Source organism: Alicyclobacillus contaminans DSM 17975 (assembly GCF_000429525.1).
In the GTDB taxonomy this organism is placed as follows: domain Bacteria; phylum Bacillota; class Bacilli; order Alicyclobacillales; family Alicyclobacillaceae; genus Alicyclobacillus_A; species Alicyclobacillus_A contaminans.
In genome coordinates this window covers 221804-233831 of record NZ_AUCA01000001.1, presented here as the reverse complement: position 1 = coordinate 233831, position 12028 = coordinate 221804, and the positions used below count along the sequence as shown (strand labels likewise).

The following is a 12028-nucleotide window of genomic DNA, read 5'->3' as shown; positions in this document are numbered from 1 at the left end:
GCAGTTACTGCAACATTTTCGTGTCGAACGGGGGAATTCCTGCAAAAAAAGCGGCGTTGACGAATTCCTCGTCAACGCCAACAGCAATGGGGTAAGGGTGATGCTTATACCTTCGAAGGGTGCCCACCGGGTATGGGGGTCCATCCGTCATTTTTTCAATCCCGCTCGTCCAACATCGGAAAACGCACCGGCGAGACGCGGCCAGACCGCTGTTCCCGGCGCATCTCGCGATCCATGCCTCACAGCTTCATGGCGTCGTTGCGCAGCGCGTCCGCCTTGTCCGTGCGCTCCCAGGGCACATCCAGATCCGTGCGGCCAAAGTGACCGTACGCAGCCGTCTGCCGATAAATCGGTTGACGGAGGTTCAGATCTCGGATGATGGCCGCCGGACGCAGGTCAAAGTGCTTCCGAATCAGAGCCACAATCTGCTCTTCCGGTATCGTGCCGGTCCCGTACGTATCCACAGAGATGGACACGGGCTGCGCCACGCCGATGGCGTACGCCACCTGCAGCTCGCACTTGCGCGCCAAACCGGCCGCAACCACGTTTTTCGCCACGTAGCGCGCCGCGTATGCCGCGCTGCGATCCACCTTCGTCGGATCTTTCCCGGAAAAAGCACCGCCGCCGTGGCGCGCGTAACCGCCATAGGTATCCACAATGATTTTGCGCCCTGTCAGACCGGCGTCTCCCTGCGGTCCGCCAATGACGAAGCGCCCCGTCGGATTGATGAAGTACTTCGTCCGGTCATCCAACAGATGGCTCGGCACCACCGGGCCGATGACATGCTTGTGCATATCCGCCGCAATCGTCTCGAGATCCGTCTGCTCATCGTGCTGAGTCGAAATCACGATGGTATCCACACGCACGGGCTTGTCCCCGTCGTATTCAATGGTCACCTGGGTCTTGCCGTCCGGACGCAGATAGGGCAGCGTGCCGTCCTTGCGGACTTGGCTCAGTCGCCGCGACAACTTGTGCGCCAGGGAAATTGGCAGTGGCATCAATTCCGGCGTTTCGTCGCAGGCAAACCCGAACATCAACCCTTGGTCGCCGGCGCCAATGGCCTCGATGTCGGCGTCGGTTTGCCCCTGCCGGGCTTCCAGAGCTTGGTTGACGCCCTGTGCAATGTCCGGAGACTGCTCGTCGATGGACGTGAGCACCGCGCAGGTTTCGGCGTCGAAACCGAACTTCGCGCGCGTATAACCAATCTCCGCGATGGTCTTGCGGACAATCTTCGGTATATCCACATAACAGGACGTGGTAATCTCCCCAGAGACCAACACAAGTCCTGTGGTGACAGACGTTTCGCAGGCTACGCGCGCGTACGGATCTTTAGACAGAATCTCGTCCAACACGGCGTCGGAAATTTGGTCACAGATTTTATCCGGGTGTCCTTCAGTCACGGATTCCGATGTAAACAGGCGCTTCGCCACGGGCCATCCCTCCTTATCTCCCGTGCAATACGGTCAACAAACACGCATATGGTATTATATTTGGCCCGCATGCGTCAATGAATTCTAGCGGAAGTTGTCGATCCGCCGCCGAATATGTAGAAAACGGCGGGATGTGCCCGCCGTAAAACCGCGATATGGGGTTTTTCACGCGTTCCCGTTCGTGAGCGCCTGTTGCGCAAACGCCACGAGCCGTTTGGTAATTTCTCCACCGCACGCGCCGGCTTCGCGGGTTGTGATGTGTCCCCAGTAGTCCTCGCCGCTGCCTTTTTGAACCGCCAATCCAAGTTCTGCCGCAATTTCGTACTTCATGTCATCCAGCGCTTGGTGCGCTCCGCTGATGAGCAGCGCATTGCTTTTCGATCCGCGTGCCATCCGATTCTCCTCCCCGCCACTGTACTCCGGCCCTTCAGCCGGTACCTGTAGTGTGCGCGATGCGGGGAGACGGCAGACCACAAACATCTTGGCCGGTCAGTCATCGCCGTCCAGATTTCTCAAGACCTTCCACGCAAAGCGCGGCAAGGCCAACTGCCGCCGCCAGCGAGATGGTTGCTTCAGCAATCGATACAGCCACTCGAGGTTGAGCCGGCGAAACAGCAGCGGCGCCCGCTTCACGGTGCCGCCCCAGACGTCGATGCTGCCACCCACACCGATGGCAACACAGGGCGGCAATCCACCCAGTGCCTCGTAGATCAGTTTTTCCTGTCGCGGCTGACCCAATCCCACCAGCCAGACGTGCGGCGCGAACGCCTCCACCCGAGCGAGGACCTGAGGCAAGTCTTCGGGTCGAAAGTACCCGTTTTCGCCGGCGAACTCACATCCCGGATAGCTTGCCCGGAAATTTGCCAAACACGCCTGCAGCGAGGTCTCGGATGCTCCGAGCACATACACGCGCAGGGACTGATGGCGCTGTTCCGCGGTCTCGAGCAACTCCTGCACCAATTCCACACCGGTGACGCGCTCACTGACCATGCGCCGCCGACGATTGGCAGCCCAGACCACGCCGATGCCGTCCGGCGTCACCAAATCGGCGGCGCGCGCAATCCGCCGCAGCGCTTCGTCCTTTTGCGTCTGCATCACGAACTCCGGCCCCGCCGTGATGACCATGCGCCGCGATTTCTGATCTATCCAATACAAGATCCGTTCCACAGCCTGTTGCTTCGTCAAGGTATGAAAGCGAACGCCCAGGACATGGACCACCGCTTCCTGCTGCATTTCCGCACCCAGTGCCATCTGCGTCAAATCCTCCAAACCGATGATTCTTTCGCACGGCGAGTATCTCAACCTATTGTATACATCCACCGGCAAACGTCCAACTCACACGGGCATAGATAGCCGATTCGTCTGTCAAAAACCAACCGACCGGATGTTCGAAAAAATTTCATTGAAAACATACGCAAATCGAGTTAGAATCGACAACCGTGATTGCAGTTTTCGGCTGGCAATAAAGGAGGATCTCCCATGAATTCGCCGACCAACCCGCGCATCGAAATGCTGCGCGCCATGTTGTATGAAGTGGCGGCCCGTCATCAGGGCAACCTGTTGCATCCGCAGGTGATTGCAGCCAGCCAGCGATTGGATGCAGAGATCACCCACATCATGACCCCGACTTCGAAGACCACCTCTGCTTCCGCATTCCACTACGCCGTTTGAGCGAACGATGGGCCCGTATCCGTGCTGGGATGGGAGGCCGCTTCATTCGCCCGCCAATCCCAGCAGCGCGAGCACCGGATTGTTCGTGGCCCGTTCGGTCACCTGATTCACCGTGACGCCAAACAGCGAGGGTGTATCGATGTACTCCGACTTTCCGTTGTCGTACGTCACCCACGCGTTCACAAATCCGTACATCCCGTAGTGGTAATCGATGGCAAATCCGCAGTAGTTCACGTTTTGTTGATGGTACACAAGCGGTGTGTCTGAATTCAGATCAATGTACAGCGTGATATCGTCCGCCGGATTTTTGTCCTGCACCGCTTGATCCACACCCGTGGTCCCAGTCAACTGACCGTCGGCCAGCACGGAAAAACGGTTCAATCCGGGTTTCAGGTCGGTTCCGTGCCAAATGTTTGTGCCGTGTTGCAACACACGGATATCTCCGTGGAACTGTTTGTCAACGGTCAGTTGTACATTGACCCCGTCGTCCGGCTGCCGAGCCGCGTCTTTCAGCAGGTTGGCAAGCGTGCTGTTGAGGGTTTCCTCAGAGATATGAAAGACGTTCTGAAACGCCGCCGCTTCCGAACGACCATTTTTTACTTCACCAAGAAATACGGCAATGGAAGACAGCCCGTCCGTATGGACCAGCCAACTGACAGCCAGCCAATCCTGGAGTTCCAAATCGTACGACGTATTGCCGGACAGAACCTTCGACTCGTCATCCGCCAAGGGCAGCAAGTTCCCTGAATCGGCGGCCTGGATGACACTTTCCGCCATTTGCCGGGCGTATCCGCCGTAAGCCACCGCATCCTGATGCTGCTTTTGCACCAGCATTCCGTTGTACACCGCCAAACCCTCGTTCATCCAACTGGACAGATGATCCACGTTGGCGTTCAGCACGGCATGGGTCAATTCGTGGGCCAGAGTATTGACGAGATCCGGCGTGCCGGTGTTTTGATACATGGGAATGACGATGTCTCTATCCATCGTGAAGCCGCCGGTATCCTGTGAATAGCGCTGGGCATCGGTTACGGAGACGCCGAGGGATTTCAACAGGTTCTTATAATCCGTTGCAGTTTGCGCAAGATAAATATGCACGGTGCCGTTGGTCCCCATCTTCAGGGTTCGGGTGACCGTGTCCACCACGTGTCCCTGATTCAGCAGCTGCTTTACCAATGCCGTGGTCGCGGTGGGGACATCGTGTCCGTAGGCGGTGACCTGCACATCCGTGCTCGCGTTCACAGGACCGCTCGGCTTGGCCGGTTTGTCAGCTGCCGGATTTGTTGGAAGTTCAGTGGTGTGATTGGAAACAGGTGGTGCCGGTGTGCCAGACACGCGATTTTCCGTCGGCTGGACAGGATTCCGCGAGAGTTGCATGAGGGCCCGCAAGACCCGGTGCATCTGCTGCGGATTGTGTTCATACCAGAGCGTGGCCGACGCAAGGAGTGTGAGTGTAAGGCCAATGACGGAAATATTTAAATGAAACCATTTATCCGCCCGGCGGGCCACGGTGAATTCCCCCCATCCGACGCCTCGTCGTGATACAAGTAGTGTAGCCGGATTTGCATACGATTGAAACGCACCACCGGTCAACGTGTAAATTTTTCAAAATGGTATTGACTTTGCAATGGCGAAGATGTTACAGTAACATCGTAGTAAAAAAATTTTCTACGAGTACAATGAACTTGGCAAGAGTACGGAATGGTACAATGGTAGTGCCGGTACATGGTACTTGCAGTAGGAGGCAATTTTAATGCAAGGTACAGTTAAGTGGTTCAACGCGGAGAAGGGCTATGGGTTCATTCAGGTTGAAGGTGGTAACGACGTGTTTGTCCACTACACCGCCATCAACGGCGAAGGTTTCCGTACTCTGGAAGAAGGTCAACGTGTTGAATTCGACATTGTCGAAGGTCAACGCGGTCCGCAGGCGGCAAACGTTACCCGTCTGTAACGCATCCGACGAACAATACAAGCAACACCCCGGTTTTCCGGGGTGTTTTTGTGTTATCCATGCACAGTACGATTTCAGCATGCCCGGCGGCTCTCACAGGGCAAAGCTCCATCCCGGATTATCACAAGTCATCACCGCCGACCATTCGGCGTCAAGGAGAGAGCCTCCCCCTGACGCCTGCGTGCGCAACCCTGATGCTAGCTGCTCAAAATGGCGTTTGCGGCGGTGCTCAGGCGATGCAGCACATCGTCACAGTCCGCGCGGGTTTCTCCGCGCGCGCCCACGTACACTTTCATTTTCGGCTCGGTGCCCGAGGGGCGCACGGCCAACCAACTGCCGTTGGTGAAGATGAACTTGAGAACATCGGCTTTCGGCAGGGACAGCGGTTCCGATGAGGACGCCGCCACGTTCACCCACCGCTTTTCCCGCAGCCAATAATCCTCCACGGCGGCGAGCTGCAGTCCATCCACCCGAATTCCGTCGGCGCGAAGTTGTTGCATCAGCGCGGCCATGCGCGACATACCGTCCGCTCCGGGCAGCGTCTTGCTGAACAGACGCTCTGCGAAGAACCCGACGGTTTTGTAGCGTTGTTCCAACACGTCCAACAGATTTTGTCCCCGTTCCTTGTAGAACGCGGCCATTTCCGCCAACAGAAGGCAGATCTGCACGGCGTCCTTGTCGCGGACGAGAGGCGCCGCCAAATATCCATAACTCTCTTCGTACCCGAACAGAAACGTTTTTTCCCCGGTCCGCTCATATTCGGACGCCTTCGCGCCAATGTATTTGAATCCAGTCAGGGTATCTTCCACGTCCACCCTGTGGCGACGCGCCAACTGCGCTCCGAATTCGGACGTAACAATCGTTTTGAAGACGACGCCTCGATGCGGAAGACGCCTCTCCGCCGCCAGCTGTTCCAGCCAGAAATCGACCAACAGGGCTCCCGTCTGGTTGCCGGTGAGCAGCGTGTACTCGCCGTCGGCCTTGCGAACGGCCACTCCGACCCTGTCCGCGTCCGGATCCGTCGCAAACACCACATCCGCCGCCCATTGCTGCGCAACCGTGAGGGATTGGCTGAACGCTTCCGGTTCTTCCGGATTGGGACTGGCCACCGTGGGAAACTCCGGATGCGGCTCCGCCTGACTCTGCACCGTGTGCACCTGCGTGTAGCCGGCCGCTTCGAGCACGGCCAGAACGGGGCGATTGCCCGTACCGTGCAGCGCGGAATAGACAATGCGGAGGTTGCGACGGGCATCCGCCGACACGGTTGGGCGTTGCAACGCCTGCACCACGCGCTCAACGTACCGATGCTCCAACGACTCCGAAACCCAGCGGAGCAGGCCGGCGGCTTCCGCCTCTTCACGGTGCATGCGAGGAATGGAGAACCAGTCCTCCACCTGCTCAATCTGCGCCGTGATGGCCGAGGCCTCGTCGTCCAGAATCTGTCCCCCCGTCTTGTTGTACACCTTATACCCGTTGTACTCCGGTGGGTTGTGGCTGGCGGTGATCATAATCCCGCCGCTGGCACCGAATTCCCGAACGGCGAAGGACAATTCCGGCGTTGGACAGAGTTCCTGAAACACAAACGCCGTCACCCCCGCCGCTGCCATCACCAATCCGGCTTCCAGCGCAAACTCCGCCGATTGCCGTCGCCCGTCGTAGCCAATGACCACCGATGGCTCGCCTTCGCTCGTGGCGCGGAGGTATTGCGCGAACCCGTAGGTGGCCCGACGCACGGTGTAAATGTTCATGCGGTTGGTCCCCGGTCCGAGCACCCCTCGCATCCCACCTGTTCCAAAGCTGAGACTGCGGTAAAAGCTGTCGAACAGGGTATCCGGCTGCTCTCGAAGCCCTTCCAACTGTTCTTTCAGCGACGCCGGATGATCCGGCCACGCCAGCCACTGTTGGTATTGTTCTTCCGCGTTGTACGTTCGCACCATGCCATCCCCCCAAATGGAAACGCCTGCCGACGAACAGACGTGCAAAGCTTAGGATCCTATACAATCCCACACTGAATACTTGCCAACCATCTGGCCCTGCGTCAGCCGGTGAGCCCGGTCAGCTGCACCCCGTCCGGCACGGCCGTGGCCGGATACGCGTGTTCCAAACTCCCGTCAGATCCGTACAACAGTGCCTGTACCAAAAACGGCCGACCGTATTCATACGCCACTTCAAACTCCTGGCGCGGCAGGGAGCCACCCATGCCGGCCCCCACGTACCAATCGCCACCGTAGACAATGGGCAGACTCGTTCCCGGAGCCACGGACAATCCGGTCGGAGCGGTGACAGTGCCATCGCTGTGGCATTGGAGCGTATACGACTGACCCGGCTTCAATCCCGTGATGGTCACCGTTTTGCCGAACGGATTGATCACGTAAATCTGACTGGGCCCATTCGGCAGCACCCGAATCCGCATGGAGAATGTGGTGTTGGCTTGACTCGCCAACGCCTGCAGTTTGGCCGTCACCGACTGAGAGAATTGATCAAACGTTTCCCCAAAGGTCTGGGCAAACGCGTTGGGATTCGTGTCGATGGCCTTCACGTACTGCATGAACTTGTCCATGCCAAACTGATCAATCAGCTGCTGCACAGCGAAATAGTCTTGGTCTTCCACATTGTAGTCGCCACTGAGCGGATCGGCCCCGCCGAGCGGCAGCAAATCCCCCTGCTGCTGGTGGGCCACGATGTCCACCCACTCGTACCATTGCAAACCTTGTTGGAGCACCTCGTCGGGACTGCCATCCAACTCGCCGGCGATCCCGTCGGTCCACGCAACGCCTTCGTTCGCCCAGCTTTGAATCTGGTTGGACACTGTCGCAATGAGGGCGTGCGTGAACTCGTGCGCGAGGATGTTGAGCCCATCCGTCAAATCGTACGACGGCAGGAGCACGCTGATGGTGTTGGTGCCTTCCTCTGTCGCGATGGATTGATCGGCGATTTGTTGCGCTTCGTCGGACGAGTAACCTTCCTGAATAAAGTGCTGCTTATAGTCGTCCGCCGTCCCGTACAGGACGATGTTCATCTTTTGGCTGGGTGCCAATCCGGTCCGGTTTACATCCAACGGATAGATGTGCTCGAACAGGTTGGCGACGGATTGCAGATCTCCTGCCGTCACCTCACTATCCGCTGCGGACACCACAGCGTGCGCGGTCTGCACGGACTTGGCCTTCGGCAGTGCCGGAACGGACACGCTGAGCTGCGTTATGTCGCCCGTGGTCACGAACGGCTGCAGCAAGTACAGAACGTCCTGACTGCCGCTCGGCACGACCGCATAGACTTCGTACGCCCCCGCAGGCACCGTCAGTTGAAACGTATGATTGGCGGTCGGCGTGGCGTAATAGTGGGCGTGGGTGATCACGTTGCGCACCGACACCTGGGAAATGCCGTACGGCGTTCCCGAGAACTGGAGCGTCCCCTGAATTTGACTCATCCGCTGCACGGTGGTGGCGGTCAGCGGACTCCCACCGGCGAGCGCCAGCGCCTGACTGACCCAGCCATCGTTGGCTGTTTCAGCGCCAATCAGATACCCTCCACCCGACAGTTGGGTCACAAACTGGCCGCTGGCGTCCGTATCCACCACGTGCACCAGGCCCAGGGCGTCCTCGATGGCGACCTTCCCCGCGACGGGCTGATTGTTCGCATCCAAAATCTCCCCTTGAACGGTGGATGCGGTGGGCGTGGGCAGCGTCGCCGTCACACTCTGGGTGCCGTTGGTGACAACGGTCATCCCCGCCGCCTGCAACGCGGACACCGGCGCATACCATGCGTTCGCCCACTGAATCAGCGACGTGCTTGCCGCGCGACCGGCCAGCGTCAGTTTCGCGCCGCTCACAATCTGGGGGAATTGTTGAATGCTCAAGGAGACTCCGTTCCACGAAGCTTGAATGCCGTGCTGCGATAAAAATTGCTGGAGATACCAGACACCGAAAAACGTGGTGCCGTCTCGGCGCAGAATCGGCACCGACTTCCAGAGGGTGCCGGCCTCCCGAACATAGCCTGTTGACATCGATACGGCGCTGGATGCCGGACGCGTCGTGCTGAGTCGAGGCGCCGACGCACTCGACGCGTTCCCTGATGGAGAAATGCGCACCACGGGTGCAACGTCGTTCTGCGAAGTCGGCCAATTCACGGCCAGCGTGTTTGTGCTCGAGCTGTACTGCAGCTGGCCGCTGCCCGCTGCGGCCAGGGTCGAGACGTCGACATAGGTCGCCCCATTCCAGGTCAAGATGGAACTGCTCTTTTGCTGTCCCCCAACGGTATACGTTGCGGTGCCTTGAATGCGAGGCACCCCTTGGATAGACAGGGTTCGGCCATCCCATTGAGACGCAATGCCATAGGATGAAAGAAGCTGCTGAAGATACCAAATGCCAAAGAAGGTGGTGTTGTTCGCCACCACGTAAGGAACATTTTTCCACATATGTCCGTTGATATAAACCGGGCCCGACCTCATGGTCGACGTGGCGGCCAGGGCGGACGTTGCCATCCCGAACTCGCCCGCCACACTCCATGCGCCAACCAGCCCCACGGCCAATGCCACTCGCGTCGTCCAATGCTTCATCTGCTTCCTCCAGGTGATGTCCACATGCGCGGATGATGTCGAATCGGATACAAACAAATTCCACGCTGGACAACCAAAGTCCTACGGCGGCAGATGAGAATATGATGAAAAAATCGGGCCATCGGCCTGTCGAAGCAACGATCCTTCTGTCGATTGACGGCGGTCGGCAGGAACCGATGCATGCACCGAGAATGGATCCCCAAACGTGGACGACTCACCGGCTGCAGGGTCTACCCTTTGCACGGGTTCCCCCACAGCCCCGGACGCCCGTACAAATCAACTGCACCCCCAGCGGCGCGGAGGTGCAGTCAGCGCGATGGCTTGCTCACACCGTTTGATGGACCGTCATCGGAGTTGGCGGAAGCGGCCCGAAAGAAAAGTTCCCCGTTATCACCAGCGGAGTGGACAACAGAGCGAGACACGCGCAGACGCCGACGATGTGTTTGATCCGTTGCAGCATGACGACCATCCTTTCAACATCGTGAACTGGAGGCGACACCATCCATGGCGTTTGAGACGGAGCGCGAGTTGTTTGCACTCATCATCGGCTACCGCGTTCGCGCGGCCCGCATGCGGAAGCACCTGTCCCAGAGCGAAGTGGGTCACGGACTCGGCAGCCAATCCATGATCAGCCTGATAGAAAGCGGCAAACAACTTCCTCCGGCCGACGTGCTGGCGAAGTTGGCAGAGCGTCTCGATGAACCCGTGCTGGCGGAATATGTCCCGTTACTGGAGTCAGGCCAACCCACGGTGGCCGATCTATCCGCCAGCAACCACGCGATTCTGCTCGAAATGCTGCGGACGCGCCGCGCACGGTGGCAGAAGATTCACGGCCAGGTGGCAATTCACCTCTGTTACCACTACTATATGAATCATCAATTCGAAATAGTCTTGGAGTTGGCGGGCCTCATTCACGCCCACCTCGCGAACATCCCCGCCCTCCACGCGGAAGCCTGCTACCTCCTCGGCAGCTGCCATCTGCATCTGGGAGCGTACGCGGAGGCGGAAACCTTTCTGCGCAGCGCAGAACGTCAGTCGGACGCGTTGTCCGACGAGGTTCGCGGACGATTGATGTACAACCTGGGCTATCTGTATACCGAAACGCACGAGCAGGGACTGGCGATGTACTACGCGAAGATGGCCATGGACATCTTCCATCGCATTCTCGATTTTCCGCGCTACGCAAAGGCGTTGGGGCTGCTCGGCACCATTCAAGTCCGGGTCGACCAGTTGTCCGATGCGCGGGACACATTGCTTCGGTGCTATGAGATGGCGGAAAAGTGGGGAATGTCGGATGTGGACAAAGGACGCATCGAGGCGACATTGGCCATCCTCCACGCACGACTGAAGGATCACGACGAGGCGCAGATTTGGGTCCAGCGCACCGAGCAATCCCTGGAACTCGCGTACGACGAGCGCAACGACTGCGCGCTCAACATCGCGCGGCACGAACTGCACATTCAGGATGGAAACATGGCATTGGCCCGGCAGGACGCGCACCGCGCCATGACCGCAGCGGAGCGCACCAACGACGCCCAGGTGGTCGCGCAGACGCGCCTGATGGTGGCCGTGCACGAGGAGGACCCGGAGGTGCAGTTGCAGTACGCGCAGAAGGCGTATGAAGGCACCTTGAACACATCAAGAAACCTGGAGCGGGCCATCGCGGCCGAGTTGCTCGCCATTTTATATCGCCGCATGCAATACACAGGAGAAGCGGCGCACTACCAACGGGCGGCGCTTCAAGCATATCGCGAAGTCATGACCACCAAGTCGGTGTACAGGAAATTCCTGCAGGTCCTCGCCCAATTGGAGGAGTGAGCGTGCGCGGCCCTCACCGACGAATGAGAAGGAGAGAGACAGACATGACATCCAGCGCATCCACCCATCGCCCCGGCGCAGTCACAGTCATCACCATCAGCGACAGTGCACACCTCGGCACCCGACGCGTGGACGAAAGCGGAGACGTCCTCGAAGCCAGGCTCCGCGAAGCCGGCTTTGAGGTGGCGCCGCGGCTCGTGGTCCCCGACGAACGGCTGGTCATCGCTGCAGCGCTGCGGCGGCTGTGCACCAACCCGAACGTCGCCGCCGTCTTCACCACCGGGGGCACCGGCATCGGTCCGCGAGACGTCACGCCGGAAGCCACCCTCGATGTTGTGGAACAGGTGCTGCCCGGAATGGCCGAAGCGATGCGCTCGGCCAGCCTTCAACACACCCCGCACGCGATGCTGTCGAGACAGGTGGCCGGTATCCGAAATCACACGCTGATTGTCAATCTGCCCGGCAGTCCGAAGGCAGTCAAGGAATGCCTTGAGGTGGTGCTGCCCGTGCTGCCGCACACACTACAGCTTTTGTCCGGGCGCGCGGTGCACCAAGACGTACCCTGACCACCAACCGAGCAACCAGATGGTGTGGCCGGTGCCA

At 59.0% G+C, this 12028-nt stretch carries 11 protein-coding genes; 4 read left to right on the top strand and 7 right to left on the bottom strand.

Annotated features, from left to right (window positions below):
- Window positions 1-239 precede the first annotated feature (239 nt).
- The 3 genes from metK to G463_RS0101150 all read right to left on the bottom strand — a co-directional run bounded on the left by metK (window position 240) and on the right by G463_RS0101150 (window position 2681).
- Window positions 240-1430 carry a methionine adenosyltransferase gene (gene metK, locus G463_RS0101160; protein ID WP_026973740.1) on the bottom strand — a complete coding sequence of 397 codons (1191 nt, stop codon included), beginning with the start codon at window positions 1428-1430 and terminating at the stop codon, window positions 240-242.
- 165 nt (window positions 1431-1595) lie between these two features.
- Complete coding sequence (locus tag G463_RS0101155) at window positions 1596-1823, bottom strand: alpha/beta-type small acid-soluble spore protein (protein ID WP_026973739.1); 228 nt, start codon at window positions 1821-1823, stop codon at window positions 1596-1598.
- Between the two features lie 96 nt (window positions 1824-1919).
- Window positions 1920-2681 carry a WecB/TagA/CpsF family glycosyltransferase gene (locus G463_RS0101150; RefSeq protein WP_245575647.1) on the bottom strand — a complete coding sequence of 254 codons (762 nt, stop codon included), beginning with the start codon at window positions 2679-2681 and terminating at the stop codon, window positions 1920-1922.
- Window positions 2682-2909: 228 nt separating this feature from the next.
- Between G463_RS0101150 and G463_RS0101145 the strand changes: the two genes are divergently transcribed.
- Window positions 2910-3101: an aspartyl-phosphate phosphatase Spo0E family protein gene (locus G463_RS0101145; RefSeq protein ID WP_026973737.1), complete on the top strand. Its 192-nt coding sequence runs from the start codon at window positions 2910-2912 to the stop codon at window positions 3099-3101.
- A 42-nt stretch (window positions 3102-3143) separates the two neighbouring features.
- On the opposite strand, the gene G463_RS0101140 is transcribed toward G463_RS0101145, so the two are convergent.
- Window positions 3144-4610: a hypothetical protein gene (locus G463_RS0101140; RefSeq protein WP_026973736.1), complete on the bottom strand. Its 1467-nt coding sequence runs from the start codon at window positions 4608-4610 to the stop codon at window positions 3144-3146.
- Between the two features lie 244 nt (window positions 4611-4854).
- On the opposite strand from G463_RS0101140, the gene G463_RS0101135 reads away from it, so the two are divergent.
- A complete protein-coding gene (locus tag G463_RS0101135; RefSeq protein ID WP_026973735.1) occupies window positions 4855-5052 on the top strand; it encodes a cold shock domain-containing protein in 198 nt (65 codons plus the stop codon).
- Window positions 5053-5249: 197 nt separating this feature from the next.
- Here the strand turns inward: G463_RS0101135 and G463_RS0101130 are convergent, their stop codons facing one another.
- The 3 genes from G463_RS0101130 to G463_RS23770 form a co-directional block, all read right to left on the bottom strand.
- Complete coding sequence (locus tag G463_RS0101130; protein ID WP_245575646.1) at window positions 5250-6986, bottom strand: phospho-sugar mutase; 1737 nt, start codon at window positions 6984-6986, stop codon at window positions 5250-5252.
- A gap of 104 nt (window positions 6987-7090) precedes the next feature.
- Window positions 7091-9607: a hypothetical protein gene (locus G463_RS0101125; RefSeq protein WP_026973733.1), complete on the bottom strand. Its 2517-nt coding sequence runs from the start codon at window positions 9605-9607 to the stop codon at window positions 7091-7093.
- Window positions 9608-9932: 325 nt separating this feature from the next.
- Complete coding sequence (locus G463_RS23770) at window positions 9933-10067, bottom strand: hypothetical protein (protein ID WP_281171043.1); 135 nt, start codon at window positions 10065-10067, stop codon at window positions 9933-9935.
- Between the two features lie 44 nt (window positions 10068-10111).
- Here G463_RS23770 and G463_RS0101115 point away from each other — a divergent pair, with 44 nt between their 5' ends.
- Window positions 10112-11425 (top strand): helix-turn-helix domain-containing protein, encoded by a 1314-nt coding sequence (locus G463_RS0101115; protein ID WP_026973732.1) that lies wholly within the window; start codon window positions 10112-10114, stop codon window positions 11423-11425.
- A gap of 44 nt (window positions 11426-11469) precedes the next feature.
- The gene (locus tag G463_RS0101110) at window positions 11470-11991 is read left to right on the top strand and encodes a MogA/MoaB family molybdenum cofactor biosynthesis protein (protein ID WP_051321758.1); all 522 of its coding nucleotides are present in this window, start codon (window positions 11470-11472) and stop codon (window positions 11989-11991) included.
- The last annotated feature ends 37 nt before the right edge of the window (window positions 11992-12028 follow it).